Here is a 24536-nt window from a genome sequence, read left to right as displayed (position 1 = left end):
CGGGGATGTTGCGGGTTGGCGCGCATGTCGGTCCACTCCTGCGGTTCGGTGCGCGACCGCGCCGGTGGTGCCGGAAGCGACGAACCGGCCCAGGGTGTGAACACCCTGGGCCGGAACGGTGTTACCGGGGACGTCGCGGATCAGGCGATCCTGATGTCGCTGCACCACATGTAGGTCTGGTCCATGTGGGACGCCTTCCAGATCACGAACAGGATGTGGTTTCCGGTGCGCCCGCCCGCCGAGACGTTGAACGAGATGTTCTGTGCCGGCGCGTACCGCCCCGGTGACGCGACCAGGTCCAGGTTGCCCCAGCCGAGCTGCTGCGTCGCCGGGTTGAAGCCCTGCTTGGTCAGGTACACCCGGAAGTAGTCAGCACCGTGGCTGGCCTGGTCGTACAGCTGGACCGTGAAGTTGCTGCTGACAGTCGTCGACTTCCAGGCTCCCACCTGGTTGAGGGAGTTGTTCCGGGAGAGGCCGTTGCTGCACAGCTGCCCGTCCGGGGTCCGGGCCTGGAACTGGCCGGCGAGTCCATCCCGCAACTGGCTCATCCAGTTCCACATCGTGTCGGGGTTGGACTGGAACGCCTGCCAACACATCGGGTCCTGCTGCTGCATCGCCGGGTTCATGTGCTGGCTGCCCCAGGTGTTCCAGCACTGGTAGGCCCGGCTCGCCGGGTTGATGATCGTGCCGTGCGCCTGGGCGGCGCCGGTAAACGGCAGCGTGCCGACCACCATGGCGAACATCAGGGCGAGCGCTTGGAGCGACCGACGGACAGTGGACCGGGATCGTCCGCCGGATTGATCGGACACGTGTGAACGCACTGTTCATCCTCCGTTCTTCGGGACGGGTTGGGAACGCTCCCAAGCCAACTGTTACATCTATATGTCTAAATATCAATGTTGATCTATCTAAGGTGGGATGTGGATCGAGCTGGACCGAATCGTCCGATCCGGTCGCTCACAGTCCGGCTGCGGCGTCGTACCGGCGGCGTTGGTCGGCCATCTCCGACTCGGTCAGCGCCTCCTTGAGCGCCAGCTCCTCGTACTTGTCCGGGAACATCTCCCGCAACCTGTCGACGAACCTGACGTTCTCGGTCGCCTCGACCACCTGGATGCCGGGGGGATCGGTGGACATGTCCATGATCACCGGGCCGACGAGCTTGACCGCCACGTCCCACGGGCGCTTCTTCTCGGCGATCCCGCAGAGGTGGAAGCCGTAGACCGTCCGCACGTCGGCGAGCGCCGTGACGTCGGAGGGCTCGTAGCCGTAGACGCGAACCCCGCAGATCACCGCCGGCTTCTGGTCCCCGCCGGCCGCCTGCTGCGCGGTGTGTCCGGCGTGGTTGTGCTGCCCCGGGTCCACCCGTTCCAGTGTGGTGCGCATCCGGGCCACTATCTGCGCCTGTAGATCCTCCGGCTCGGTCTCCGCGCCGGAGCGGTTGACCAGGACGACAGCGCCGGCCGACACCACCAGCAGGATCACCGTCACCCACACCAGGCGGTGTCGGTACCACCCCGTGAAAGCCTCTCGGGAAATCATGACTGCTTCTCACCTCGTCGCCGGTTCTGGTGTGCTGGCAGACCGGGGCGCGCGTACGACCGGGCGGGAAACCTGCCCGTCGAAGCGCCCGTCGTCCTGAAGGTGGCCCGGCCATGCGGCGTGCGTGGGTCTGCCCAAGCGACACGCTGCCGGCACTGCGCTGCTCCCGCGCGGCCGTCCCCAGCACGGTTGCCCCCGTGCTGCGGCGATGTGAGCCATTTCAACATGCCTGGGTCCGCTCTGGCAACATTGACGGTTATCAGCCCGGATTCGGCAGGCCCTCCGTCCGGCGGCGACGCCGTCCGCCGGTCGACACCCGACGGCACGCGCGTACGCGAACCCCCGGCAAGCAGGTGGCAGACTCATCGGAGTGAACGACGGGGCCGCACCGACGGTGGATGGTGAGCTGGAGAGCGTCAGTCTGGTGGACCTCGCCGTCTCCCGGCTGACCCGGGAGATCCTCAGCGGCAAGAGCGACCCGGGCGAACGCCTGGTCGAGGAGCAGCTGACCCGCCGGTTGGGGATCAGCCGGGCGCCCTTGCGGGAGGCGTTGCGGCTGCTCGCCCAGCAGGGACTGGTCGAGCACGTGCCCCGGCGTGGGGTGCGGGTGGCCACCCTGTCGGACCGCGACGTGCGCGAGCTGTACGAGCTGCGTGACGTGCTGGAGCGGTTCTCGGTGCGGGCGGGGATCCCGGTCGCCCGGGAGAGCGACCTCGTCCCGCTGCGGGCCACGCTGGAGCAGCTGAGGGAGGCGACCCGGGCCGGTGACCGGCTGGCTGTCGCCGAGTCGCACCGGCAGTTCCACGTCGAGCTGGTCGCGCTCGCCGGCAACCGGCAACTCTCCGCCGTGTACGGCTCGATCCTGGTGAAGTTGCAGCTCTACATGGCGATCAATCTGCGCCGCGAGGCCGAGGTGGCGCAGCCACTGGACGGGGTCCACCGGCACGAGCGGCTGTTCGAGGCTGTCGCCGGGGGAGACCCGGAGGAGGTGCTCACCGTGCTCTCCGGGCACGGTGCCCGCTCGTACCTCGGCTGAGGTGTGGCGCGCGCGAACCGGGCGACCGGCTCACGCCACGCGCCGTCATGTCCTCGTTACGCGCCGCGCGGTTTGCCGTAACAGAACAGTCGACAATCGACTGTATGCCAGATCCAGTGCAATCGATTTCGGAACTCCGGTCGGCGTACCGCGATGGCGGCCTGACCCCGACGGACCAGGTCGAACGCGTCCTGGACGGGCTGGCCGGACGCGACGGAGGGCCGGTCTGGATCAGCACGGTCCCGGCCGACCGGCTGCGCGAGCGCGCCCGCTCGCTGACCCGCCACGGCGACCCCGCGCTGCCGCTGTACGGCATTCCCTTCGCGGTCAAGGACAACATCGACGTGGCCGGCATGGTCACCACGGCGGGCTGCCCCGACTTCGGGTACCTGGCCACCCGGGACGCTCCGGTGGTACGCCGGCTGCTCGACGCCGGCGCGCTGCTCGTCGGCAAGACGAACCTCGACCAGTTCGCCACCGGCCTGACCGGGGCCCGCTCGCCGTACGGCAGCTGCCAGAGCGTCTTCGGCGGCGGCCTCGTCTCCGGCGGGTCCAGCTCCGGATCGGCGGTGGCGGTGGCGTCGGGCCAGGTCAGCTTCGCGCTCGGTACGGACACCGCCGGCTCCGGCCGGGTGCCGGCGGCGCTCAACGGGATCGTCGGCCTGAAGCCCACCCGGGGGCTGCTCAGCACTGCCGGCGTGGTCCCGGCCTGCCGTTCGCTGGACTGCGTGTCGGTCTTCGCCACCGACGTGGCCGGAGCCGTCGACGTGCTGCACGCGGCCCGTGCGGTGACCACTGCCGACCCGTGGGGGCGTCCGCTGCCGACGGAGCAGGTGGTTGCCCGCATGCCGGGGACGCTACGCCTGGGCGTGCCACGGGCAGAAGACCTGGAGTTCTTCGGCGACACCGGGCAGGAGGCGCGGTTCGCGGCGGGAGTGGAACGGTTGCGGACCTTCGTGGGGTCATCCCGGCCGGTGCCGCTCGGTCCCTTCTTCGACGCGGGCGACCTGCTCTACCGCGGGCCCTGGGTGGCCGAGCGACTCGTCGCCCTGGACGACTTCCTGCGGTCGCACCCGGACTCCGTGCACCCGGTCACCCGGGCCGTGCTGGAGACCGGACGGCGTTACGACGCCGTCGACGCCTTCCGGGGCCAGCACCACCTCCGTGCGCTGCGCGCCCAGGTCGATCACATCTGGCAGGACGTCGACGTGCTGGTGGTGCCCACCGTCGGCACCACGTTCACGCTCGACGAGATCGCCGAGGATCCGATCGGGCGCAACGCCGTCCTCGGGCGCTACACGCAGTTCGCGAACCTGCTCGACCTGGCCGCGGTGACGGTCCCCAACGGTTTCACCAGCGCCGGCCGGCCGGCGAGCCTGACCCTGGTCGGCCCGGCGTTCACCGACACCACGCTGGCCCGCCTGGCCGCCACCCTCACCGGGGAGCAGGCGCCGGCGGTGGCGGTCGAGAGCGGTCCACCACCGGCCGAGCTGGTGGTCGCCGTCGTCGGCCGGCACCTGACAGGCGAGTCCCGCAACGCCGAGCTGGTCGGGCGCGGTGCGTCCCTCGTCGGCGCCGCCCGCACCGCCCCGCTCTACCGGCTGTTCCGGATGGACACCCCGGATGGCGAAGGGCTGCCCGGCCTGGTGCGGGTCGCGCCGGACGGACCCGCCGGCCACCAGATCGACGTCGAGCTGTGGCGACTACCCGGGCACGCGGTCGGTGGGCTGCTGGCCGGGGTGCCGGCGCCGCTCTCGCTCGGCTGGGTCCGTCTGCACGACGGCCGGGACGTGCTCGGCTTCCTCTGCGAGGCGTACGCGGCCGGCCCACCGGCCGAGGACATCAGCGCTGCCGGCGGATGGCGGGCCTACCGGCGCGCCGCCGTCCGGCGATAGGGCGGGCGGACACCCGCGATGACGACAGGAGGCGAGAGGATGGGCAGCATCGGACCGGTACCGGCCAACCCCTATCCGTGGCCGTACGACGGCGTGGCGGACACCGCGCGTACCGCACTGCTCTGCATCGACTGGCAGACCGACTTCTGTGGACCGGGCGGCTACGTCGACGCGATGGGTTACGACATCGGGCTGACCCGGGCCGGCCTGCCGGCCACCGCCCGGCTGCTGGCGCACGCCCGCGCGCTCGGGATGCTCGTCGTGCACACCCGGGAGGGACACGACCCGGAGCTGTCCGACCTCCCGGCGAACAAACGGTGGCGCTCCGCGCGCATCGGCGCCGAGATCGGCTCGGCCGGTCCGGCCGGTCGGATCCTGGTCCGAGGAGAGCCGGGCTGGGAGATCGTGCCCGAGGTCGCCCCGCTCCCCGGCGAGGTGGTCATCGACAAGCCGGGCAAGGGCGCCTTCTACGCCACGAACCTCGACCTGGTGCTGCGTACCCGGGGGATCACCCACCTGATCCTCACCGGCATCACCACCGACGTCTGCGTGCACACGACGATGCGCGAGGCGAACGACAGAGGGTACGAGTGCCTGATCCTGTCCGACTGCACCGGCGCCACCGACAAGGCCAACCACGACGCGGCACTGCACATGGTCACCATGCAGGGCGGTGTCTTCGGCTGCGTCACCACCTCCGACGACGTCATCGCCGCGACGGCCGGGTGAGGTGCCCCAGTGTTGACGATCGCCGCCGCGCGACCCGGCCCGTACACCTTCGACATCGCGAGCACGGCGCTGCTCGTCATCGACATGCAGCGCGACTTCCTGGAACCCGGCGGATTCGGTGAGAGCCTGGGCAACGACGTCGGCCACCTGCGCCGCACCATCGCGCCGCTCGCCGCGCTGCTCGCCGACGCCCGCGCCGTGGGCCTGAACGTCCTGCACACCCGTGAGGGGCACCTGCCCGACCTGTCCGACTGCCCGCCGGCCAAGCTCCACCGTGGCGCGCCGAGCCGGCGGATCGGTGACCCGGGACCCAACGGCCGCATTCTGATCCGCGGCGAGTACGGCCACGACATCGTCGACGAGCTGGCGCCGCTGCCCGGCGAGCCGGTCGTCGACAAGCCCGGCAAGGGCGCCTTCTACGCCACCGACCTGGACGCCCTGCTCGCCGAGCGGGGCGTCCGCAGCCTCCTGGTCGCCGGAGTCACCACCGAGGTGTGCGTGCACACGACGGTCCGGGAGGCCAACGACCGCGGGTACGAGTGTCTCGTGCTCGCCGACTGTGTCGGGTCCTACTTCCCCGAGTTCCAGCGGGTCGGGCTCGACATGATCGCCGCCCAGGGCGGCATCTTCGGCTGGGTCGCCGACTCCGCGCAGGTGCGCGCCGCGCTGCCCACCACCCCCGTGTTGCAGCCCTCCTCCTGACCGGGAGCAGTCATGGCCTCGACCACACCGACAGTCGCCCCGCTGCCGTACTGGGTACGCGGCGACACCAACGCGTTCTTCGGCTTCGGCGTCAACGTCCTGGTCAACGTGCTCACCCTGACCGGGCTCTGCCTGGTCGTGGTGAACCTTCCCGAGGGGGAGGTGTTCGGCACGATCCTGCCGGCGCTCGGCATCGCCCTGGTCGCCGGGAACATCTACTACACCTACCTGGCCCGCCGGTTGGCCCGGCGGGAGAACCGCAGCGACGTGACGGCCCTGCCGTACGGGCCGAGCGTGCCGCACATGTTCATCGTCATCTTCGTCATCATGCTGCCGATCTACCTGCGTACCCAGGACCCGGTGCGGGCCTGGGAGGCCGGGCTGGCGTGGGCCTTCATCATCGGCGTGATCGTGCTGATCGGCGCGTTCGTGGGGCCCTACATCCGCCGGTACGCGCCCCGGGCCGCGCTGCTCGGCACCCTCGCCGGTATCTCCATCACCTTCATCTCGATGAACCCGGCCGGGCAGATGTGGCGGATGGCCTGGGTCGCCCTGCCGGTCTTCGCGCTGCTGCTGATTGGCCTGCTCACCGACGTGAGGCTGCCCTTCAACTTCCCGATCGGGCTGGCCGCGCTGCTGCTCGGCACGGCGATCGGCTGGGCCGGTGGAGCGATGTCGGTGCCGGACGTCACGGCGGCGGCCCGGGACATCGCGCTCGCCGTACCCTCGCTCAAGCTGGACCTGCTCGGCGCCGGGCTGGCCGACATGGCGCCGCTGCTGGCGACGGCGATCCCGCTCGGTGTCTACAACTTCACCGAGGGCATGACGAACGTGGAGAGCGCGGCCACCGCGGGGGACAACTACAACCTGCGCAGCGTCCTGCTCGCCGACGGCGCGGGCGCGGTGGTCGGGGCGGCGCTCGGCTCGCCGTTCCCGCCCGCCGTGTACGTCGGGCACCCGGGCTGGAAGGCGGCCGGCGGACGCACCGGCTACTCGATGGCGACCGGCGTGGTGATCGCCCTGCTGTGCTTCTTCGGCATGTTCGGGCTGCTCGGCGCGATCTTCCCGACGGCGGCCATCGTGCCGATCCTGCTCTACATCGGGCTGCTGATCGGGGCGCAGGCGTTCCAGGCCACGCCCCGCGCGCACGCCGCCGCCGTGGTCGCCGCGCTGATCCCGAACATCGCGGCCTGGGCGACCGGGCAGATCGACAACGCCCTGGCCGCGGCCGGCACCACCGCCGCGGCGGTCGGCGACGACGCGCTCAACGGCGCCGGAGTGGTCTACGACGGATTGCTGGTGCTCGGTCAGGGCGCGATCCTCGCCGGGCTGGTGCTCGGCGCGGTGGTGGTCTTCATCATCGACAGGCGGTTCGTCCGGGCCGCGATCTTCGCCGCTTCCGGCGCGCTGCTGTCGTTCATCGGGCTCATTCACGGCGAGCGGATCGAGTGGAACGCCAACGGCCAGGTGGCGCTGGGCTACCTCTTCGTGGCGGCGATCTGCGCGGTCTTCGCGCTCGGCCGCCCCACCCCCCGCGAGCCCGAACCGGAGGATTTCGAACCGGACCAGGAGCCCGATCGCGCCGACCCCGCCCACCAGCGGACGGACGCCGACCGGAGGACGTCCGCGTTGCCCGGCTGAGTGGTCGGGTCCGGTCGGGAGGTCACCGCTCCCGACCGGACCGCCGACACCCGACCCGACCGATCGAAGGGACGTACCGGATGGAGATCGACCGGACCGAGGTCGTCGCCGAGGTGGCGGCGGCCTTCGCCGACTACGAACGGGCGCTGGTGGACGGTGACGCGGACCGGATCTGCGCGTACTTCTGGGATTCCGGGCGGACCGTGCGGTTCGGCCTCGCCGACCACCAGTACGGGCTGGACGAGCAGCGCAAGTGGCGGGCGGCGCAGCCGCCGCTGCCGGCCGGTCGCCGGCTGGTGGACCCGGTGGTCACCACGTTCGGCACGGACCTCGCGGTGGTGACGACCCGCTTCGGCTACGCCGACGCCGACGCCACCGGGCGGCAGACCCAGACCTGGGTACGCCTACCCGTCGGTTGGCGGATCGTCACCGCCCACGTCTCCGTCCCGCAGTGCCAGGGGCAGGAGATCAGTTGATGCGGTGGGCACTGTAGATGTACAGCGGGGTCAGGTCCGTGGTCGTCCCGAACAGGCGCGTACGGCCGCGGCGGAAATCCTGAGGTTTCCCCGGACCGAGTGGTGAGACGCGTTGGCGATCATCGATGTCACGGCGGCATCGTCTGGACATGACAGGCGCCCTCTCCTCCTCGCTGTTCCGCCGTTCACGGCCGGTTTTGCTGGCCGCCGTCGTGCTCTCGACAGCGGTGGTGGGCACCCCGCTGAACGCGGCGTCGGCGGCAGGCGCCGCGCCCGCCGTCCATCCGGCGGTCGCTCCGGCGTCCGGTGAGGTCGCGCCGCCGGGCGCGCCCACCGGCCTGACCACCGCCGAGGTGCGGACCGGGTCGATCACCCTCACCTGGACCGCCGCGACGTCCGACTGCTGCGCCATCGCCGGCTACGACATCGCGTACTACCAGGAGTTCGGCGACCTGGCCTTCAGCGCCAGCGTCGGCGCCGTCACCACCACCACGATCACCAACCACATCGCGCCGGGCCAGCAGTACACGTTCCGGGTGTCCGCCCGGGACGACCTCGGACACCGGTCGAACTGGTCCAACGCGTTGGCAGTGGTCACGCCGGTGACGGACACCGGCCCGGACACCACCCCGCCGAGCGCGCCGCAGGACCTGACCCTCGGCGACGTGACCCCTTCCACCGCCACGCTGTCCTGGTCCCCGTCGACGGACGACGTCGCCGTACTGGGATACAACATCTACGAGTTCGACGGTTGGTTCACCTCGAGGCTTGTCGCCACCGTCCCGGGGACGACGTACACGACGCCGCTGCCGGCCACGACGCCGCTGCGCAACCGCTACTACGTGCGGGCCCGGGACGCGGCCGGCAACGTGTCGATCGCCTCGAACACCATCGAGCTGCCCACGACGTCGACGCCACCGACCCCGCCGCCCTCGACCTGCCGGGTGACCTACCGCAACCAGTCCGAGTGGCAGGGCGGTTTCGTGGCCACGGTGGCGGTGCAGAACACCGGAGCCGCGCCGGTCGACGGCTGGATCGTCACCTTCGGCTTCCCTGGTGACCAGCAGGTCACCTCGGCCTGGAACGCCACCGTCGGTCAGGCCGGCGCCACGGTGACCGCCCGTAACGTCGACTGGAACCGGGTGCTCGCGCCGGGCGGCTCGGCGACCTTCGGCGTTCAGGGACGGTGGGGTGCCAGCGACGCGCCGCCGACCGGCTTCTCGTTGAACGGCGCGCCCTGCTCGGTGGGCTGAGCGGGCCGCGAGCGACAGGTCACCTGGTCCAGGCAACGAACCGTTCGTGCAGATCAGCCGGATTGGCGTCGGGCAGTTCGGCGATGGCCACGAAGAGCAGGCCGCCCACGTAGATCGACAGGTTGATCCGGCTGTCGCCGTACTGCTCGGCCAACCGCATCCGGGCCGGATCACATGGCGAATCTTGCTCGCACGCGAGGCAGTCCCACTGCGGGCGCCGGGGTACGTGCTCTCCGCCCAACCGCCCGTTCAGCTCCGCCGCCGTCCGCCGGGCGTACAGGGTGCTGCCCGCCTGAACTGTTGTTGGTTCCGCCCCCATCATGGCCGTCTCCTCGGGTTGGGCTGGCAGAGGGGCGCCCGGTCTGTCCGGCTCGGACGCCCCCCGCCCTTCGGCGGTACGGCGGGGGGACCGCGCATCGACATCGGGCATAGACGCAGCGCCGCCGTTTCGTGAGTGGGACGTTACGGGCTGCCAGGACGTTCAGATGGGTGCAACTGTCCTCCGGCTGTCCGCACCTGTCCGCGGACACCAGCGCCGTTAGCCTGTGCTGGTGAGCGACTACGTGCAGGTGTCGACATCCGCCCCCACCCGCGATGCCGCAGTGAAGCTGGCCGAGGGGGCAACAACGGCACGCCTGGCGGCGGGCGCGCAGGTGACCGGCCCGGTCACGTCCGTGTTCTGGCACCTCGGCGAACGAGGCGCCGGCGAGGAATGGCAGGTGCTGCTATTCACCACCGCCGACCGGTATCCCGCCCTGGAATCACACCTGGTCGACGCGCACCCGTGGGACAATCCGCAAGTTACGGCCGTAGCGGTTGTTCACGGCTCGGCGGATTATCTGGCGTGGATCAGACGGACGGTTGAGGCCGATTAGAAAACCCGGCGGCCAGTGTCCGCAACTCCACGACGCACGGCGGCGACTGCGGTGTCGAGCGGTGCGCCTCAGGGGCATGGATTCGCCCCTGAGGCGCACCGCTCCAGGACTCCTCGACCGATCGAGGACGCCGACGCGCGCTAGGCGCGCGTGCTCCACCGTTGGTTGGCGCCGCCGTGGCAGGCCCAGAGGTGCAGTTGCGTGCCGTTGGCCGTGCCGGACCCGGCGGCGTCCAGGCAGAGCCCGGACTGTGCGCCGGTGATGGTGCCGTTGGCGTTCAGATTCCACTGCTGGTTGGGCTGGCCGTTGCAGTCCCAGATGATCACCGCGGTGCCGTTGCCGCTGCCCGCTCCGCTGGCGTCCAGGCACTTGTTGCCGTAGACGGTCAGGGTGCGGTTGGCGGTGTGCGTCCAGCGCTGGTTGCTGCCACCGTTGCAGTCCCACAGCTGCACCCGGGCGCCGTTGCTCGTGCTCGAGTTGGGCACGTCGACGCACCGTCCCGACTGGGTGCCGGCGATCAGCACGTTCTGCTGCCCGGGCGGCGGGGTGGTCGGGGGCGGGGTGGTCGGATCGGTGCCACCGAACTGGGCGAAGAACCGCCACACCTCCTGCTTGACCCAGCTCCGCGCCCCGCTCTCACAGCCGGCGCACCCGTCCACCGGGCCCTGCTGGTGGCCGCCGTCGAACGCGGCCCAGAGCACCGGATAGCCGGGCTGGCAGGAGTAGGCGGTGGTGATGTGGGTCCGGCTGCCCGCCGCCGGCTCGGGCGGGTTCTGCGCGGCGCAGCCGTTGTTCCGCACGAACCTGTCGCGCAACGCCCGCCCGCTCGAGATGTTGTCGTTGATGCCGTGGATGCCCAGGTACGCGACGGGCTGGGTGCCGCCGCTGCATCCGCTGATCGGGCCCGGGGCCGCGATCGCCGCCACCGCCCGGAACACGGTCGGCCGGGAGCACGCCAGGGAGTAGCTCATCGCGCCGCCGTAGCTGAACCCGACCGAGAACCGCTGCGACGTGTCGACGCAGAGTGCGTTGTCGATTGTCCGGATCATGTCGTCGGTGAAGGTCACGTCCTCACCGTTGGAGTTGGCCCAACCGTTGTTGATGCCCTGCGGGGCGACGAAGATCGTGGTGTTGTTCGCCTGCGAGAGCATGCCGTAGTAGGCCCACGCGGCGCCGTCGGTGCCGCCCGACGCGACCTGGGTGGCGGTGCCGCCCAACCAGTGGAAGCCGAAGGCCAGCCGGTGTGGATAGGTGTTGTCGTAGCTGTCCGGGAGCCGCAGGATGAAGCTGCGGGTCTTGCCGTCGCTCTGGATGGTGTGGGTGCCGCTGGTCAGGCCGGGCGCCTTGCCGCATCCGGCGGTGGGCGCCGCGGCGGCCGGCGCGACGGTCGCGACGACGGACATCCCCACGGCAACCAGGACCAGGGCTGCCAGGACCGCTCCGAGCCAGGGCGCGGCGGCGAGTCTGCGAGGTGGCACAGCGAAACCTTTCTCCGTCGTCGGCGGGGTCAACTCCGGCTCCAGCGCTGGCTGTCCGCGCCGTTGCAGTCCGAGATCTGGACGCGGGTGCCGTTGGCGGTGCCGTTACCGGCAGTGGCCAGGCACCGGCCCGAACCGACGCCGGTGATCGAGCCGTCGGAGTTGAGCCGCCACTTCTGGTTGGACTGCCCGTTGCAGTCCCAGACGATCACCGGGCTGCCGTTCGCGGTGGCGGCGCCGTTGACATCGAGGCACTTGCCACCGAAGACGCGCAGTTCCTGGGCGGCTGTCGAGGTCCAGCTCTGGTTGCTCTGGCCGTGGCAGTCCCAGATGATCGCGGCCGCGCCGTTGGCCTGCGAGCCGCCGTTGACGTCCAGGCACCGTCCGGACGCGACGCCGCGCAGGGGCGACGTGCCGCCCGCGGGCGGGTCCGTCGGGGGTGGGGTGGTCGGGTCGGTACCGCCGAACTGGGTGAAGAACCTCCACACCTCGCCCTTGGTCCAGGTCCGGGCGCCGCTGTCCCCGCCGCCGTCCACCGGGCCGGGGGTGTGCCCGCCGTCGAAGGCCGCCCACACCACCGGGTAGCCGGACCGGCAGCCGGAGTAGGTGGTGGTGATGTGCGTCAGGCTGCCCGCCCTCGGCTCGGGTGGGCTCTGTGCGGTGCAGCCGTTGTTCCGGACGAACCTGTCGCGCAGGGACCGTCCGGCGGAGATGTTGAGCACCGAGTCACCGATGCCGTGGATGCCCATGTACGCGATCGGCTCGTTGCCGCCGCTGCACCCGCTGAGCTGCCCGCCGGCGTAGACCGCGACGGCGCGGAAGACGCCCGCCCGGGAGCAGGCCAGCGAGTAGCTCATGCCGCCGCCGTAGCTGAAGCCGAGCGCGAAGCGCTGCGTGGTGTCGACGCAGAGGTCGGCCTCGATCAGGCTGATCATGTTGTCGACGAAGGTGACGTCCTGGCCGCCGGGATTGGCCCAGCCGTTCCCGTTGCCCTGCGGGGCCACGAAGATGGTGCTGTTGTTCGCCTGCTGCCGCAGCCCGTAGTAGGACCAGGCGGCCCCGTCCGACCCGCCGCCGTCCACGTCGTTGGCCGTGCCGCCGTTCCAGTGGAACCCGAAGATCAGTCGGTAGGGGTGGTTCCGGTCGTAGTTGTCGGGGATCCTCAGGATGAAGCTTCGGTTCTGCCCGCCGCTCTGGATGGACCGCTGACCGCTTGTCAACGTCGGCGCCTTACCGCATCCCGCGGTGGCGGCGGCAGCTGTGACGTCCGCGGCCGACGCGGTGCCGCCCAGTCCGCCGGCGAGTGCCGCCGCGACGGTGGTGACGACGGCAACCGCCGCCGCCGCGAGAGAGGCGCTGATGGGTCTACGTCTTGTCATGATGGGGCTCCCGCCGTTCGGCACGAAATCGATGCAGCTGAAAGGGCGCGCGGCGATCGGCACGCCGGGCCGGGTCGTCACCGCCGGCGCGCTCACCGCGGGCGGGACACCGGAGGGCGCGCTCGGGTCACGGCACCTGAGCCCGGCACAACGGGTTCCCGCCACCGGTCTCGCTGCCCACGCGGACCAGGTGGTCGTCGAATCGTCGGTGGCCCGCACCGCACGCGCCCGAACGCCACCCGACCGAGCCGGACGGGGCCGGAGCGCCCCGCCTGGCCTCGAATCGATTCGCTCAGACGCTAGATCGTGCAGTGAAAGATGTCAATGTCGTGTCCGTCGGGTTGCGGCCCGACGAACCGGTGCGGCGGTGGCCCGACAAGACGGGCCGGTCGCAGGTGGGTCCGGTCAGACGCTCTTCAGATCGGCAGCCCCGAAGGAGACCGCGAATCGCTTGCACCAGATCGAGACGCTGCGGAAGTCACCGGGGTCGACCGAGGCCGGCAGCTCGTACACCTGGTTGCCCTTGTTGCCCTTGAGCCGGGCCAGCTCCACCCATTCGCCGTCATCGAACACGCGCCAGCCGGCCGTGCCCTCGACCACCGGTTGGTCGGTCAGCCACACCCGCAGGTCCGGCCCGTTCGAGGTGTCCAGGTCACGGATGACGAGCCGGTGTCGCCCGTCGGCGAGCCGGTGGATCTCGGCCCGGCCGGTGGTCCGGTGCTCGTGGGTGACGAACGCGCCGGCGGTCAGGACCTCGGTGGCCGCTGGCGCGGCGGCCGAGGTCGCCGGGGCCGCCGCCGTGGCGGTGGGCACCGTCGCCGCGGTCTCGGTGGGGGGAACCGCCTCGTCGACGTAGGTGTCGGTGAACAGCTTCCACGGCTGGAACCAGTAGAGGCCCACCACGAGCCCCACGACGACGGCGCAGGCCAGAGCGGCCCAGGCCGGGCGCGACCTCAGGATCGGAACCCGCACGACGATCTCCTCTCGGTTTCGGTCAGTGTCCCGCACACGCACAGCCAACCTGGCCCGCCGGCAACCTGCCCAAGGCCTCGGCGAGCAGGACGCGGAGGCGGTCGACGTTCCGGGCGAAGACCGCGAAGACCTCCTGCTGGGTCACCCCCTGCCCGGCCTCGACACCCGAGTCGCGATCGGTCACCAGCGACAGGGCGGTGTAACACAGCCCCAGTTCCCGGGCGAGCACCGCCTCGGGGTGGCCGGTCATCCCGACCACTGTCCAGCCCTCCCGGGCGTACCAGCGTGACTCGGCCCTGGTGGAGAAGCGGGGGCCGGCGATGACCACCATGGTGCCACCGTCGACCGGCGACCAACCCCCGCGCCGGGCGGAGTCGAGGACCGTGGCCCGTCCGACCGGACAGTAGGGGTCGGCGAAGGGAGCGTGCACGACCTGGGGGAGCTGCCCGTCCGTACCGGGTCGCCCGTCGTGGTAGGTCTGCTCGCGGCCGCTGGTCCGGTCCACCAACTGGTCCGGAATGACGAGGGTGCCGGGGCCCAACTCCGGTTGCAGGCCGCCGACGGCGCCCGGTGCGAGAATCTGCCGGACGCCGAGCGCCCGCAACGCCCACAGGTTGGCCCGGTAGTTGATGCGGTGCGGGGGAAGAGCGTGCCGACGTCCGTGCCGCGGTAGGAACGCCACCTCCCGCCCGGCGAGACCACCGATGGAGACCTGGTCGCTCGGTGCCCCGTACGGCGTGTCGACGGCAACCTCGGTGACCTCGTCGAGGAACTCGTAGAAACCCGACCCGCCGATCACGCCGATCCGCGGGCCTTCGACGGGTGTCGCTTCGGCCGCCATGGCGCTGCTCCTCACCGGGTGTCGGTTCGGCGGCTCGCGCCGCGCCGGTTGACGATGGTGGCGACGACCAGGGCGAGCGCGACCGCGGCCCAGACAACAGCCAGCCCGACGGCGAGACCCAGCGGATGGTCGCGGTCCGGTAGGCCCGGGTTCGGGGGTGCCGAGGGGGGCCGCCACAGCAGCGGCGCTGCGATCAGCAGCAGTGTGGCGCTGGCCAGCAGGCCGAAGGTGATCAGGGTCAGGCGGAGCCGATCCGTCACCAGTCGGCCCAGGGCCAGCCCCACCAGCCCGGCCAGCGGCGCCACCACCAGGTCGTGGAGCACCGGACCGCCGATCAGCCACGGCAGCGTGGGGCCGAGCTGGGGGAGGAGCAGCCGACCGCCGTACGCCGCCGAGGCGGCGCCGAGCAGGAACAGCAGCAGTCGGGCGGCTCTCACCGTGGCACCTCCAGCCGGGTCACCCATTTGGTCTGGAGCACGCCGGGCCGGCTCGGCGCGATGAGGCGGCATGGATAGCCGTGGTCGGGGGACAACTCTTCTCCGTTCATCCTCAGTGCGAGCAGGGTCAGCGGGTCGCCGACATGGTTCGCCGGGAGCGTGCTGGTGGCGTACAGGCCGTCGGCCTCCAGCGAGGCGATCCGCACCGGTCGACCGGCCGGCGCGCCGGCTCGCCGTAGCAACTCGCCGACGGGCACGCCAGTCCACCGCGCGGAGGCGCTCCAGCCCTCCACGCAGGCGATCGGCAGTCGCGCGGTGCGCTGCGGCAGAGCGGACAGCTCGGCCAGGGAGAAGGTCTGTCGACCACCGGGCCAGACGATCTCCAACCGCCAGTCGGGCGGGACGATGACGCGTGCGGCCGCCGCCGTACGGTTGATCGGCACGCCCTGCGGCCCGGACGCGGAGCGCCACGCCAGCGGGGACACCCGACGCAGCCACGGAACGGTGACCCCGGCGGTGGCCAGCACGGCGACGCCGGCGACGCCCGCCGACGTACGCAGGAACGCGCGTCGTCCGGACGACTCCCGGTCGGCGCGCTCGTCGATCATCCGGTTCCGGCGCAGCGGCGTGCCCAGCGCCGTGCGGGCGGTGGGCAGCTTCACCGCGATGTGCAGCAGCAGCCCACCCACCAGCAGCCAGGCGACCGCGTGGTGCGCCGCCGGGAAGAAGAACCCCCAGGGGTACGACTGGGCGACGTTGAACAGACCCGTGACCAGCTCGAAAAACGCCGCACAGACGAGCACCCCGACGGTGGCCCGCTCGACGACGTGGGCGGCCAGCCGGAGCGGTTGGCGCAGCGGCGGACGGACGAACAGTCGCGGGTAGACGCTCCACAGTTTCGCCAGCAGCAGGGGGATCGCGGCGATCCCGGAGAGCACGTGGACGCCCTGGGTGGCCCGGTAGAGGTCGACCGGTCGGGTCGGCCAGGTGAACCAGCCCGGTGGGTGCTGGATGGTGTGGCTGAGCAGGCCGGTGACGAAGCACAGCCCGAACGCCACGCCGAGCCAGAGACCCAGCCGGGCGGCGACCAGCGGCGAGTGCGACGGCGCGGTGAAGTCCTCGGGGACGGGCGCGCGCGGGCGCAGCCGGGTCATGACCGCACCAACTCGGCGAAACACCGCGCGCCGGAGCGGGACGTGCGCGCTACCCGCAGGTCGGCGGCGGCGGCGACGCGGGCCACCGTCTCCGCTCCCACCCGCGCCCAGCGGAACGCCGGTCCCCGTCGTTGCCGCACACCGGGCGACCCGGACAGGACGTACGCCCGGCCCTGCCACAGCCCGGTGCCCGGAGAGTCCACCTCCACCACGAGCGTCCCGTCCGGCGCGATCAACGCTCCGCACCTGCGCAGCAACCGGACCGGGTCGCCACCGATGCCGATGTTGCCGTCGACGAGCATGGCGTGTGCCCACCGTCCCTCACCCGGGAGCGGCGCGAGGATGTCGCGCCGTAGGGCGACCACACCCCGGGATCGGGTCAGCCGCACCGCCTCGGCGGAGCGGTCCACGCCCAGCGCGACGAGGCCCCGCCGGGCGAGCGCCTCGGTCAGCCGCCCCGGACCACAGCCGAGATCGATGGTGGGGCCGTCGCAGCGGGCGGCCACGGCTTCGATCACCGGCTCGGCAGGACCGTGCCAGCGTCGCACCGGCAACGGGTCACGTCGCCCGTCGTCGTGCACCAGCCAGTGTCCGGGCGCGGGTCGGGTCGACCTCCCGAACGGTCCGCCCCGCCCGTCGTGCTCGGCGGGACACCCGTCGGGCCCGCCCAGCGCCAGATCGAAATCGTCCAGCGTGATCATCGGGCGCACCGGGGCTGTCCGATCGCCAGCCGGTTCCGGACCGACCCGACGGCAGCCGCGAACCGGGTGCCGGGCAGCTCGGCGGCGACCGCCAGCGCCGCGGACCAGTCGTCGACGTCCCGCTGTGCCGGCAGGCTCGCCGGACGGATGCCGCGCCGGCGAAGGGCGGCGAGGGTACGGCGACCGGTGTCGTCCGTTGACATGGGCACGTCGCGCAACGCGTCCGCGTGGCCGGGATCGCTGAGCCCGAGCGCCCACCACCCGCCGTCGAGCGCGGGACCGAACACCGCACCCCGCTCGGCGAGCAGCCTCAGCGCGGTGTCGAGCAGGGCTGGCCGCAGTTGCGGTGTGTCCATGCCGATCTGCAACACCGCTCGGCCGGGAAAGGCCGCGCCCGCGTCGGCGTGCGCGTTCGCGAGGCGGTCGGCGAAGGTGTCGCCGCGCTGCGCGAGGAGGTGCCAGCCCGCCAGCGCGGCGCCCAGCTCCGCGCCGTGCTCGGCCTCGGCGAACCGACCGGTGTGGGCCAGCACCGGGATGGTCGACGGGGTGGCGCGTACCGCCGCGAGGGTGTCCAGCAACGCCGCCGCCGCGACCCGGGCGGCCTGGGTGTGGTCAGCGGGCGGGCAGAGCCGCGTCTTGGCCTGCCCCGCCACCGGCGCCTTGGCGACCACGAGCAGGACGGTCACCGGGCACCGCCGACCCCGGCGCGCAGCACTCCGGCGAAGTCCCGGGTCGCCCGCAGCGTGCCCCGCACCGACCCGGACACCTTCGACCGCGTGCCAGCGGCGCGGGGCGCGTACGCGACGTCCATCTCCACGATCCGCCAACCCGCCGCCGTCGCGCGCAGGAGCAACTCCAACGGGTACCCGAAGGCGCGGTCGCCGACGGCGAGCCCGAGAAGCGACGTCCGGCGGGCCACCCGGATGGGGCTGATGTCGCGCACCGGCACCCCCCGGCGCCGCAGCAGCGCGGCGACCAGCGCGTTGCCGACCCGGGCGTGCCACGGCCACGCGCCCGCCGTGACCGGACGGCGTCGCCCGACGGCGAGGTCGGCCCGACCGTCCAGCACCGCCGCGACGAGCCTGGGCAGCTCGGCCGGGTCGAACGAGCCGTCCGCGTCGACGACGCAGACCAGCTCCGCGTCGGCCGAGAGGAGGCCGGCGTGCACGGCCGCGCCGTATCCACGTCTCGGCTCGTGCACGACCCGGGCCCCGTAGCCGGCCGCGACCACCGGGGAACCGTCGCTCGAGCCGTTGTCGACCACGATGGCGCGGTATCCGGGTGGCAGCCCGGTCAGTACGGCAGGCAGGGCGGCCGCCTCGTCCAGGCACGGCAGCACCACGTCGATCGTTGTGCGCATACCGGCGACGCTAGGCCCGCCCCGGTCGGTCCGGAGCGTTGTGCCGCCTTACGAATCGCTTACGCGGCAGCGGATCTTACGAGTCCCTGACGTCGCCGCGCCAGGCCGTGAACTGCCTGGTCGAAGGTCGTATCGTCGGCCGTCATCATGACCTTGTTGACCCGTCCGGGACGCCCCCGGTCCGCCGACATGCTCGTCCTGGGTGTCGAGGTGGCGCTGCTCGCCGCCGCCGTCGGCGTCGGCGCGCTGCTCAACGATCGGGGCGTACGGCTGCACGCCGACGCCGCCCCGCTCTACGCCACCTGGCACCCCCACGTCGGCCTCGGCAGCCCCGCCGCGCTCCTCATCGCGGCGCTGCTCGTCTGGCGGGGCACGCGCTGGGGGACCGGCGCAGGGTGGACGCGGCTGCTCGTCGTCGGCTACCTCGCCTCGGTGCTCTGGACGCTGTCGCTGGCCCTGGTGGACGGTTGGTCCGCCGGGTTGACCGAGCGTCTCACGGTGCAGGCCGAGTACCTGCACGAGGTGCCCCGGGTGACGGACGTCGGGTCCCTGCTGTCCGGCTTCGCCGACCGGATTCTCGACTTCCAGCCCGACTCCTGGTCCACCCACACCGCCGCGCACCCACCGGGAGCGCTGCTCCTGTTCGTCGGGTTGGAACGGATCGGCCTGGGCGGTGGGACCGCGGCCGGGCTCGCCTGCGTGCTCCTCGGCGCCACCGTGTCGGTGTCGGTGCCGGTGACGCTGCGGGCGCTGGGCGCCGAGGACGCGGCCCGGGCGGTGTGGCCCTTCCTGATCCTCTTCCCGGGGGCGGTGTGGGTGGGCGCGTCCGCGGACGGGATCTTCGCGGCGGTGGTCGCCGCCGGTCTGGCGCTGCTGACGGTGGGCGGTCGATCCGGGGCCGTTCCCGGCGGGCTGCTGCTCGGCTTCGCGCTCTACCTCTCGTACGGGTTCGTCCTGGTCGGCCTGCTCGCGGTGACGGTGGTGCTGCTACGGGCGCGGGACCGTCTCGGCGTGCTCCTGGTCGCGGCGGCAGCGGTCGGTACCGTCGTCGCCGTGTTCACCGCCGCCGGCTTCTGGTGGGTGGACGGCTACCACCTGGTGACCCGTCGCTACTACCAGGGTTGGGCCGCCGACCGCCCGTACGGCTACTGGGTCTGGGCGAACCTGGCGGCGCTGCTGCTCTCGGCCGGGCCGGTGGTCGGGCCGGCGCTGCGGCGGACGGTGGCCGCCGTGTCGGGGCGACCTGTGCGCGCGACGACCCTGCGCCAGCGGCTCGCCAGCGCCGGACCCGCTGTGTGGTTACCCGTCGCGGCGGCCGTGGCCGTGCTCGCGGCGGATCTGTCCGCGCTCAGCAAGGCCGAGGTGGAGCGGATCTGGCTGCCGTTCGCCGTCTGGCTGCTGGTCGCCACCGCGCACCTACCGGTGGCGCACCGACGGTTCTGGCTGGTGGTCCAGGCCGGCACCGCGCTCGCCGTCAACCACCTGCTGTGGACGGTGTCCTGACCGTCGCCGGCTCCCGCATCACCGCCGTGGTGAAGTCGGCGACGCCGGCCGCGAATCCGGTGCGGGCGGTGAAGCCGAGCAGTCGGGCGGCGCGGGCCGGATCGGCGACGACGTGGCGAACGTCGGCCGCCCGTCCGCCCCCGACGGTGACCGGCGACGGCCCTCCCATCGCCGCCGCCAACTCGTCGGCCAACTCGCCGACCGTGTGCGGCTCTCCCGAGCACACGTTGACCGCGACCAGCGGCTCCGGCGCCGACCTCGTCAGGGCCAGCACGTTGGCCACGGCGACGTCGCTCACGTGCACGAAGTCGCGCCGCTGCCGGCCGTCCTCGAAGACCCGGGGTGGCTGCCCGGCCGCCAGCGCCGACCGGAAGATCGACGCCACCCCGGCGTACGGGGTGTCGCGGGGCATCCGTGGCCCGTAGACGTTGTGGTACCGCAGGGCCCAGACCGATCCGCCGGTCTGTCGCGCCCACGCGCCGGCGAGGTGTTCCTGGGCCAGCTTGGTCGCGGCGTACGTGCTGCGGGGCTCCAGCGGCGCGTCCTCCGGCACCAGAGCGGGGGAGAGCGTCCGGTCGCAGCGCGAGCAGGTCTGCTCGTAGCGCCCCTCGGCCAGGTCGACGGCCCGACGGCCGGCCGGCCGGACGACCCCGTGCGCCGGGCAGTGGTAACGACCCTCGCCGTAGACGACCATCGAACTGGCGAGCACGAGACGGCGTACCCCGGTGGCGTGCATCGCCGCGAGGAGGGTGGCCGTGCCGAGGTCGTTGTGGGCGGCGTACCGGGGGGCGTCGGCGGGATCGACGCCGTGGCCGACCATCGCCGCCTGGTGGCAGACCGCGTCGACCCCGGCCAGCAGCCGGGTCAGCAGGTCGTGGTCGCGTACGTCGCCGACCACGAGGTCGTGCCGCTCGGTCCAGGGCGGTGACGTCACACCGTGCGCCTCCGGCAGCAGCGCGTCGACGGCGACCACCTCGTGTCCGTGTGCGACGAGCAGGTCGGCGACGTGGGAGCCGATGAAACCGGCCGCACCGGTGACAAGTATCCGCATTCCGGCCACCGTATGACCTCGCCCGCGTCCGCGATGCCTCGCGAGCGCAGCCGTAAGAACCTCACAAGGGTTCGTCGGTGCGGGCGCGCCCCGTCGTGTGGCTACGCTGGCCGGTGGGCAGGCGGGGGAGTATCGCGACACTGAGGTGGGGGAGGCCGGTGACCGAGCGTGTGCTGGTTGTCGACGACGACCACACCGTCAGCGACGTCGTCCGTCGTTACCTGGAGAACGACGGCTACCAGGTCAGCCTGGCGGCGGACGGGGAGGCCGCGCTGGCGGCGGTACGGCGGGAGACGCCCGACCTGGTCGTGCTCGACCTGATGCTGCCCCGGATCGACGGCCTTGCGGTGTGCCGGAAGCTGCGGGCGCGGCCGGACGGCATACCGATCGTCATGCTGACCGCGCGGGGCGACGAGTCCGACCGCATCCTCGGGCTACAGCTCGGCGCGGACGACTACCTGACCAAGCCCTTCTCGCCCCGGGAACTGGTGCTACGGGTCCGTTCGGTGCTCCGCCGCGCCACCGGCGGGCCACCACCCGGACGGCCGGAGGCCCTCGTCGACGGCGCGCTCGTGGTGCACACCACGGCGCGGACCGCCCACCTCGCCGGCAACGAGCTGGCGCTGACCATGCGTGAGTTCGACCTGCTCGTCCACCTCATGCGGCACCCGTCCCGGGTGTTCGGCCGGGCCGAGCTGCTGGAACAGGTCTGGGGCTGGAATTTCGGGGACCAGTCGACGGTGACGGTGCACGTCCGCCGGCTGCGGGAGAAGGTCGAGGCCGACCCGGCCGATCCGCGGCGGATCCGCACCGTCTGGGGCGTCGGTTACCGGTACGAGCCGGCCCATGCGTGACCTCCTGCTGATCTTCGCGATCGCCCTCGGCGCGGCGCTGGGCATCGGCCTCGCCGGCGCGATGCTGCTCCGCGCGCTGCGCCGCAGCTCGATCGTCGTGCACGTCAGCGTGCTGCTCACCACCACCGTGGTCGCCGTCGCGGTCGGGGTCATGGCGGTCGCGGAGGCGATGTTCCTCTCCCCGCACGACCTGGAGGTGGTGCTGATCACCGTCGCGGCGGCGGCGGTGGTCAGCCTCGCGGTCGGAGGGCACTTCGGCCGCCGGCTGGCCCGTGCCGCGGTCTGGCGTGACCAGGCCCGCGCACGGGAACGCCACCTGGAGAAGGGTCGGCGTGACCTGGTCGCCTGGGTCTCCCACGACCTGCGCACCCCGCTCGCCGGGCTGCGGGCCATGGCGGAGGCGCTGGAGGACAGGGTCGTCCACGACCCGGCGACGGTGGACGAGTACCACCGCCGGATCCGGCGGGAGACCGACAGGTTGACCCGACTCGTCGACGATCTCTTCGAGCTGTCCCGGATCAACGCCGGAGCGCTGCGGTTGTCGTTGACGGCGGTGCCGCTGGGGGAGGTGGTTTCGGACGCGCTGGTCACCACCACGCCGTTGGCCGACGCGCGCCGGATCAAGCTGGTGGCCAGCGAGACGGGTTGGCCCACGGTGGCCGCGAGCGAACCGGAGCTGTCCCGGGTCGTGGTCAACCTGCTGCTCAACGCGGTTCGCTACACACCGGAGGACGGCACCGTACGCGTCGAGGCCGGCGAGGAGGAGGGCCACGCCTGGCTGTCGGTCGCCGACACCTGCGGCGGCATCCCGCCGGCCGATCTCCCCCGGGTGTTCGACATCGCGTTCCGCGGTGAGCCGGCCCGCACCCCCGGCGCCGGTGACGCCGGGGCGTCCGGAGGGCTCGGTCTGGCCATCGTGCACGGTCTGGTGCAGGCGCACGGCGGCCGGGTCGAGGTGCGCAACACCGCCGAGGGTTGCCAGTTCCTGGTGCGGCTGGCCACCGCCTGACCGGCGGAGCATCGAACGATAGCTGATCGTCGATGTCATCTTGACACTTCAGATGGCATCGCTAACACTGATCCGCAACACGGGGGTAACGAGCCGCACACAATCTCCTCCGTGCTTCCCTTCGAGGCAGCACCCCACCGCACCGGTTCGATGTCCGTGCACCGCAGTCGATCTTGTTAACGCTAACATAGATGATCTTTCCATCGACAGTCGGGAGTGTGTCGACGATGCGCCTGCGTTCACTCCTGGTGTCGTCCGCGGTGCTCGCCGCCGCCGTCGTGGTGGTTCCGCAGACGCCGGCCCAGGCCGCCACGCTGCCCACCGGCGCCCGGTCCCTGGAGGCCATCAACCAGGCCGGGCGGTACGTGCGACACATGGACCACCTCGGCCGGCTCGACCCGGTGACCTCCGGCAGCGTCAACCAGGTCAAGCTGGACGCCACCTTCACAGTGGTCAACGGTCTGGCGTCGCCGGCCTGCTACTCGTTCCAGACCACCGCCGGCCTGTTCCTGCGGCACCGCGACTACCGGCTACGGGTCGACCCGAACACCGGCGACGCGACCTTCCGGGCCGATGCCACCTTCTGCGCGGTGGACGGCGCGGTCTCCGGATCGGTGGCGCTCACCTCGTACAACTATCCGGACCGGCGGATCCGGCACCGCGACTTCGCGCTCTGGCTCGACGCCTACCAGGACACCGCCACCTTCCGGGCGGACAGCTCCTTCCGCCTGGTCGCGCCGTGGGCGCCGAAGACCACCAGGGGGCCGGTCGTCCCGGGCCTCTTCGCCGACCCGCACCTCGCCGTGTTCAACGGCCGTTACTACCTCTACCCGACCACCGACGGGTACGCGGGCTGGGGCGGCACCTACTACAAGGCGTTCTCCTCCACCGACCTGGTCAACTGGACCGACCACGGCGTGATCCTCGACCACGGGCCGGACGTGTCCTGGGCCGACAACTCGGCCTGGGCGCCGGCGGTGGCCAGCGCCAACGGCCGCTACTACCTGTACTTCAGCGGTGGCGCGGCCAGCGGCAACACCGTCAAGCAACTCGGCGTCGCGGTGGCCGACAGCCCCACCGGGCCGTTCCGGGACGCCCTGGGTCGACCGCTCGTCCGCGGCGACCAGTTCCCCGGCGGGCAGGCGATCGACCCGATGGTGTTCACCGACGACGACGGGCGGTCGTACCTGTACTGGGGGCAGGGCGTCGCGCGGGCGGTGCCGCTCAACGCCGACCTGGTGTCCTTCGACCCGGCGCAGGCGCGGGTCATCACCCCGTCCGGTTACAACGAGGCGCCCTTCGTGTTCAAGCGCAACGGCCTGTACTACCTCATGTGGTCCGAGGGCGACACCCGCAGCGAGGACTACCGCGTCGGGTACGCCACCGGCACGTCGCCGCTCGGGCCGTGGACCAGGCGTGGTCTGGTCCTGCAGAAGCGGGTCGAGGTCGGCATCCGGGGCACCGGCCACCACTCCGTCGTCCGGGCGCCCGGCACCGACACCTGGTACATCGCCTACCACCGGTTCGCCGTACCCGCCGGTAACGGCACCAACCGGGAGACCGTCATCGACCGGATGGAGTTCAACGCCGACGGCACCATCCGCACCGTCGTACCGACCCTGTAGCCGTACGCCCCCGCGCGAAGGAGAAC

At 72.0% G+C, this 24536-nt stretch carries 25 protein-coding genes; 12 read left to right on the top strand and 13 right to left on the bottom strand.

Annotation, left to right across the window (positions count from 1 at the left end; translation table 11 throughout):
* Positions 1 to 140: 140 nt before the first annotated feature.
* Both O7634_RS29600 and O7634_RS29595 read right to left on the bottom strand, forming a co-directional pair.
* Positions 141 to 743, bottom strand: coding sequence for a lytic polysaccharide monooxygenase (locus O7634_RS29600; protein WP_278153423.1), 603 nt, complete (start codon positions 741 to 743; stop codon positions 141 to 143).
* Between the two features lie 214 nt (positions 744 to 957).
* Positions 958 to 1539 (bottom strand): hypothetical protein, encoded by a 582-nt coding sequence (locus O7634_RS29595; protein WP_278153422.1) that lies wholly within the window; start codon positions 1537 to 1539, stop codon positions 958 to 960.
* A gap of 370 nt (positions 1540 to 1909) precedes the next feature.
* On the opposite strand from O7634_RS29595, the gene O7634_RS29590 reads away from it, so the two are divergent.
* The 7 genes from O7634_RS29590 to O7634_RS29560 all read left to right on the top strand — a co-directional run bounded on the left by O7634_RS29590 (position 1910) and on the right by O7634_RS29560 (position 9271).
* Positions 1910 to 2575 (top strand): GntR family transcriptional regulator, encoded by a 666-nt coding sequence (locus O7634_RS29590; protein WP_278153421.1) that lies wholly within the window; start codon positions 1910 to 1912, stop codon positions 2573 to 2575.
* 104 nt (positions 2576 to 2679) lie between these two features.
* Positions 2680 to 4470 (top strand): allophanate hydrolase, encoded by a 1791-nt coding sequence (gene atzF / locus O7634_RS29585; RefSeq protein ID WP_278153420.1) that lies wholly within the window; start codon positions 2680 to 2682, stop codon positions 4468 to 4470.
* A 39-nt stretch (positions 4471 to 4509) separates the two neighbouring features.
* Positions 4510 to 5199: an isochorismatase family cysteine hydrolase gene (locus tag O7634_RS29580; protein ID WP_278153419.1), complete on the top strand. Its 690-nt coding sequence runs from the start codon at positions 4510 to 4512 to the stop codon at positions 5197 to 5199.
* Between the two features lie 9 nt (positions 5200 to 5208).
* Positions 5209 to 5901, top strand: a complete 693-nt coding sequence (locus O7634_RS29575; RefSeq protein WP_278153418.1) for a cysteine hydrolase — start codon at positions 5209 to 5211, stop codon at positions 5899 to 5901.
* A gap of 12 nt (positions 5902 to 5913) precedes the next feature.
* Positions 5914 to 7542: a regulator gene (locus O7634_RS29570; protein WP_278153417.1), complete on the top strand. Its 1629-nt coding sequence runs from the start codon at positions 5914 to 5916 to the stop codon at positions 7540 to 7542.
* 80 nt (positions 7543 to 7622) lie between these two features.
* On the top strand, positions 7623 to 8018 hold the full coding sequence (locus O7634_RS29565) for an AtzH-like domain-containing protein (protein ID WP_278153416.1): 396 nt from the start codon (positions 7623 to 7625) through the stop codon (positions 8016 to 8018).
* A gap of 149 nt (positions 8019 to 8167) precedes the next feature.
* Complete coding sequence (locus O7634_RS29560; protein ID WP_278153415.1) at positions 8168 to 9271, top strand: cellulose binding domain-containing protein; 1104 nt, start codon at positions 8168 to 8170, stop codon at positions 9269 to 9271.
* Positions 9272 to 9290: 19 nt separating this feature from the next.
* Here O7634_RS29560 and O7634_RS29555 read toward each other — a convergent pair whose 3' ends face one another.
* The gene (locus O7634_RS29555; RefSeq protein ID WP_278153414.1) at positions 9291 to 9593 is read right to left on the bottom strand and encodes a hypothetical protein; all 303 of its coding nucleotides are present in this window, start codon (positions 9591 to 9593) and stop codon (positions 9291 to 9293) included.
* Between the two features lie 229 nt (positions 9594 to 9822).
* Here O7634_RS29555 and cutA point away from each other — a divergent pair, with 229 nt between their 5' ends.
* On the top strand, positions 9823 to 10146 hold the full coding sequence (gene cutA, locus O7634_RS29550) for a divalent-cation tolerance protein CutA (RefSeq protein WP_278153413.1): 324 nt from the start codon (positions 9823 to 9825) through the stop codon (positions 10144 to 10146).
* Between the two features lie 140 nt (positions 10147 to 10286).
* Here cutA and O7634_RS29545 read toward each other — a convergent pair whose 3' ends face one another.
* The 9 genes from O7634_RS29545 to O7634_RS29505 form a co-directional block, all read right to left on the bottom strand.
* The gene (locus O7634_RS29545; RefSeq protein ID WP_278154113.1) at positions 10287 to 11549 is read right to left on the bottom strand and encodes a ricin-type beta-trefoil lectin domain protein; all 1263 of its coding nucleotides are present in this window, start codon (positions 11547 to 11549) and stop codon (positions 10287 to 10289) included.
* 104 nt (positions 11550 to 11653) lie between these two features.
* Positions 11654 to 13003, bottom strand: coding sequence for a ricin-type beta-trefoil lectin domain protein (locus O7634_RS29540; protein ID WP_278153412.1), 1350 nt, complete (start codon positions 13001 to 13003; stop codon positions 11654 to 11656).
* 405 nt (positions 13004 to 13408) lie between these two features.
* Positions 13409 to 13960, bottom strand: a complete 552-nt coding sequence (locus O7634_RS29535; RefSeq protein WP_278154112.1) for a DM13 domain-containing protein — start codon at positions 13958 to 13960, stop codon at positions 13409 to 13411.
* A gap of 37 nt (positions 13961 to 13997) precedes the next feature.
* Entirely contained in the window at positions 13998 to 14816 is an 819-nt protein-coding gene (locus O7634_RS29530; RefSeq protein WP_278153411.1) for an S-methyl-5'-thioadenosine phosphorylase, read from the bottom strand.
* A gap of 11 nt (positions 14817 to 14827) precedes the next feature.
* The gene (locus tag O7634_RS29525; protein WP_278153410.1) at positions 14828 to 15253 is read right to left on the bottom strand and encodes a hypothetical protein; all 426 of its coding nucleotides are present in this window, start codon (positions 15251 to 15253) and stop codon (positions 14828 to 14830) included.
* On the bottom strand, positions 15250 to 16407 hold the full coding sequence (locus tag O7634_RS29520; protein WP_278153409.1) for a molybdopterin-dependent oxidoreductase: 1158 nt from the start codon (positions 16405 to 16407) through the stop codon (positions 15250 to 15252). The genes O7634_RS29525 and O7634_RS29520 overlap by 4 nt, the downstream gene beginning before the upstream one ends.
* Positions 16404 to 17108, bottom strand: a complete 705-nt coding sequence (locus O7634_RS29515) for a methyltransferase domain-containing protein (protein WP_278153408.1) — start codon at positions 17106 to 17108, stop codon at positions 16404 to 16406. The genes O7634_RS29520 and O7634_RS29515 overlap by 4 nt, the downstream gene beginning before the upstream one ends.
* Complete coding sequence (locus O7634_RS29510; RefSeq protein ID WP_278153407.1) at positions 17105 to 17794, bottom strand: DUF2064 domain-containing protein; 690 nt, start codon at positions 17792 to 17794, stop codon at positions 17105 to 17107. The genes O7634_RS29515 and O7634_RS29510 overlap by 4 nt, the downstream gene beginning before the upstream one ends.
* Positions 17791 to 18468, bottom strand: coding sequence for a glycosyltransferase family 2 protein (locus O7634_RS29505; protein WP_278153406.1), 678 nt, complete (start codon positions 18466 to 18468; stop codon positions 17791 to 17793). The genes O7634_RS29510 and O7634_RS29505 overlap by 4 nt, the downstream gene beginning before the upstream one ends.
* A 147-nt stretch (positions 18469 to 18615) precedes the next feature.
* On the opposite strand from O7634_RS29505, the gene O7634_RS29500 reads away from it, so the two are divergent.
* On the top strand, positions 18616 to 19971 hold the full coding sequence (locus O7634_RS29500) for a hypothetical protein (protein WP_278153405.1): 1356 nt from the start codon (positions 18616 to 18618) through the stop codon (positions 19969 to 19971).
* Here the strand turns inward: O7634_RS29500 and O7634_RS29495 are convergent.
* A complete protein-coding gene (locus O7634_RS29495; protein ID WP_278153404.1) occupies positions 19943 to 21022 on the bottom strand; it encodes an NAD-dependent epimerase/dehydratase family protein in 1080 nt (359 codons plus the stop codon). The genes O7634_RS29500 and O7634_RS29495 overlap by 29 nt on opposite strands.
* A gap of 158 nt (positions 21023 to 21180) precedes the next feature.
* On the opposite strand from O7634_RS29495, the gene O7634_RS29490 reads away from it, so the two are divergent.
* The 3 genes from O7634_RS29490 to O7634_RS29480 all read left to right on the top strand — a co-directional run bounded on the left by O7634_RS29490 (position 21181) and on the right by O7634_RS29480 (position 24510).
* Positions 21181 to 21876, top strand: a complete 696-nt coding sequence (locus O7634_RS29490) for a response regulator transcription factor (protein ID WP_278153403.1) — start codon at positions 21181 to 21183, stop codon at positions 21874 to 21876.
* Positions 21869 to 22885 carry a HAMP domain-containing sensor histidine kinase gene (locus tag O7634_RS29485; protein ID WP_278153402.1) on the top strand — a complete coding sequence of 339 codons (1017 nt, stop codon included), beginning with the start codon at positions 21869 to 21871 and terminating at the stop codon, positions 22883 to 22885. The genes O7634_RS29490 and O7634_RS29485 overlap by 8 nt, the downstream gene beginning before the upstream one ends.
* 227 nt (positions 22886 to 23112) lie before the next feature.
* Positions 23113 to 24510: a family 43 glycosylhydrolase gene (locus O7634_RS29480; protein WP_278153401.1), complete on the top strand. Its 1398-nt coding sequence runs from the start codon at positions 23113 to 23115 to the stop codon at positions 24508 to 24510.
* The last annotated feature ends 26 nt before the right edge of the window (positions 24511 to 24536 follow it).

It is taken from the genome of Micromonospora sp. WMMD1120 (assembly GCF_029626235.1).
In the GTDB taxonomy this organism is placed as follows: Bacteria; Actinomycetota; Actinomycetes; order Mycobacteriales; family Micromonosporaceae; genus Micromonospora.
The sequence above is the reverse complement of the archived record's forward strand: the minus strand, read 5'-3'. Positions and strand labels throughout refer to the sequence as shown.

Bases quoted from the DNA above. Each gene is read 5' to 3' on its own strand.
- O7634_RS29600 (WP_278153423.1), bottom strand. From the start codon at position 743: ATGTTCGCCATGGTGGTCGGCACGCTGCCGTTTACCGGCGCCGCCCAG.
- O7634_RS29595 (WP_278153422.1), bottom strand. From the start codon at position 1,539: ATGATTTCCCGAGAGGCTTTCACGGGGTGGTACCGACACCGCCTGGTG.
- atzF (WP_278153420.1), top strand. From the start codon at position 2,680: ATGCCAGATCCAGTGCAATCGATTTCGGAACTCCGGTCGGCGTACCGC.
- O7634_RS29580 (WP_278153419.1), top strand. From the start codon at position 4,510: ATGGGCAGCATCGGACCGGTACCGGCCAACCCCTATCCGTGGCCGTAC.
- O7634_RS29570 (WP_278153417.1), top strand. From the start codon at position 5,914: ATGGCCTCGACCACACCGACAGTCGCCCCGCTGCCGTACTGGGTACGC.
- O7634_RS29565 (WP_278153416.1), top strand. From the start codon at position 7,623: ATGGAGATCGACCGGACCGAGGTCGTCGCCGAGGTGGCGGCGGCCTTC.
- O7634_RS29560 (WP_278153415.1), top strand. From the start codon at position 8,168: ATGACAGGCGCCCTCTCCTCCTCGCTGTTCCGCCGTTCACGGCCGGTT.
- O7634_RS29555 (WP_278153414.1), bottom strand. From the start codon at position 9,593: ATGATGGGGGCGGAACCAACAACAGTTCAGGCGGGCAGCACCCTGTAC.
- O7634_RS29545 (WP_278154113.1), bottom strand. From the start codon at position 11,549: ATGTCCGTCGTCGCGACCGTCGCGCCGGCCGCCGCGGCGCCCACCGCC.
- O7634_RS29540 (WP_278153412.1), bottom strand. From the start codon at position 13,003: ATGACAAGACGTAGACCCATCAGCGCCTCTCTCGCGGCGGCGGCGGTT.
- O7634_RS29530 (WP_278153411.1), bottom strand. From the start codon at position 14,816: ATGGCGGCCGAAGCGACACCCGTCGAAGGCCCGCGGATCGGCGTGATC.
- O7634_RS29520 (WP_278153409.1), bottom strand. From the start codon at position 16,407: ATGACCCGGCTGCGCCCGCGCGCGCCCGTCCCCGAGGACTTCACCGCG.
- O7634_RS29515 (WP_278153408.1), bottom strand. From the start codon at position 17,108: ATGATCACGCTGGACGATTTCGATCTGGCGCTGGGCGGGCCCGACGGG.
- O7634_RS29505 (WP_278153406.1), bottom strand. From the start codon at position 18,468: ATGCGCACAACGATCGACGTGGTGCTGCCGTGCCTGGACGAGGCGGCC.
- O7634_RS29500 (WP_278153405.1), top strand. From the start codon at position 18,616: ATGACCTTGTTGACCCGTCCGGGACGCCCCCGGTCCGCCGACATGCTC.
- O7634_RS29495 (WP_278153404.1), bottom strand. From the start codon at position 21,022: ATGCGGATACTTGTCACCGGTGCGGCCGGTTTCATCGGCTCCCACGTC.
- O7634_RS29485 (WP_278153402.1), top strand. From the start codon at position 21,869: ATGCGTGACCTCCTGCTGATCTTCGCGATCGCCCTCGGCGCGGCGCTG.
- O7634_RS29480 (WP_278153401.1), top strand. From the start codon at position 23,113: ATGCGCCTGCGTTCACTCCTGGTGTCGTCCGCGGTGCTCGCCGCCGCC.